Origin of the sequence: Photorhabdus africana (genome assembly GCF_035181445.1) — a bacterium.
GTDB classification, from domain to species: domain Bacteria; phylum Pseudomonadota; class Gammaproteobacteria; order Enterobacterales; family Enterobacteriaceae; genus Photorhabdus; species Photorhabdus laumondii.
This window is the reverse complement of the sequence record NZ_JAXBVE010000119.1, coordinates 1-1,444: the sequence shown is the minus strand read 5'-3', so window position 1 is coordinate 1,444 and position 1,444 is coordinate 1. Positions and strand designations below refer to the sequence as shown.

Genomic DNA, 1,444 nt, shown 5'->3' with positions numbered 1-1,444 from the left:
CTACCCCGAATTATCGGCAGGGCTGCATTTACCCAAATTTGCCCGCATTGAGGCACACCCTGAAAACACGGTCAGCGGCGATATCGCCGACCCATTCCGGCCACGCTATGCGGTTGATGTGCAATTATTGGCTGATGATGGTCAGGATGCCGCGGTTCCTGTTTACCGCGCGGTTCCGCTGCCTTTGCCGATGGCGGGCAGTGAATCCGGTATGTTCCAATATCCGCCAGTCGGAACGGTGGTTGAAATCGCCTTTGAGGCAGGCAGGTCGGATAAGCCCTTTATCCGGCAGACATTAAGCCAGGGCAATACCTTGCCCGATATCAAGCCCGGCGAACAATTGCAGCAGCAGCGGGCGGAAGTCTCGCAGAGAGTGACTCAGGAAGGGCATTGGATCCGTCAGACTGACCAAACTATTGATGAATCGTCCATGCACCGTGAAGTCAGGGCAGACACGGAAACACGTAACGTCGTCGCACGGGAAACCACGATACAGGCCACGGATAAAACCACGGTTTTGGGCACGTCTACGCTATTGGCGGGCGCCGTCCAGCAAATCGCAGACGGTGACTCTAGTATGGCGACCTCATCAAATTTCGTTGTCAGTGTAGGGAAAGAGGCCAGTATTGAAGTCGGGCAAAAGCTGATAGAAAAGATTGGTCTGCTTAAGCAGAGTATCGCCGGTGCCAGGCAAGAAATCGTCGCGCCCGTGGTTTGGGTGGGCAGCCAGCAAATCAATGTCATGACCTTGATGTTAGAGACGTTGGATGTGGTTAAAGCACTGGCGGAACAGACTGCCGCCCATACGCACCACAACACAGGTATGCCGGAGAACGCCAGCGCGATAAGGAACACGGGCTATAAATCGGATGGGCTGAAACAGAAGTATTCACCTGTGATTGGTTGAATATCATTCCATTTGTATGAGCTTTTTTACGCTATGACATAGGTTGATAACACCTTTTTTAAGGTGTAGACTGATTATGTTAGCAGGAGAATGTCGCGCTAGAACCGAGGCTACCAATCTCGTATAGCACAAAGACAAACTGCCCTATCCAAGGGTTAAAATAAAAAACCAACCTCACCAGTTGGTTTTTTATTTTTATCTACTCATCATTTTAATTGATTGAATCATTTGAAAATAAACCTATAATCAACGGCTGTTAGTTTGGGGTAGCGTTCTGGCCTGTGTATCTCTGACGCAAGTTTTCGTAAGTCCTGGCTGAGTACAGGTGGTGCTGATTCAGTGCCTCGGTCAGAGCGCGATATTCTCCTGCTAACACAGATGAGGGCCAGCCGGACAGGCAGCGTAAAGGCAATGGCTGGTTAAGTTGTGCTCCTAACGGGAGCAAACGGGTGAAAGCATTTATTGACACTGCTATCATCGTTCTCAAAGCGTTAATCGCGCTTTTAGAGCTGATCCGTGCATTTCTGAAATAGATAA

General features: G+C 49.8%; 1 protein-coding gene and 1 pseudogene. Both read left to right on the top strand.

Annotation, left to right across the window (positions count from 1 at the left end; genetic code table 11):
• A pseudogene (locus SLS51_RS22955) lies at positions 1–907 on the top strand (hypothetical protein); the annotation flags it as partial.
• Between the two features lie 461 nt (positions 908–1,368).
• Positions 1,369–1,440, top strand: a complete 72-nt coding sequence (dinQ, locus tag SLS51_RS24430; RefSeq protein ID WP_369293964.1) for a damage-inducible type I toxin DinQ — start codon at positions 1,369–1,371, stop codon at positions 1,438–1,440.
• Positions 1,441–1,444 lie beyond the last annotated feature (4 nt).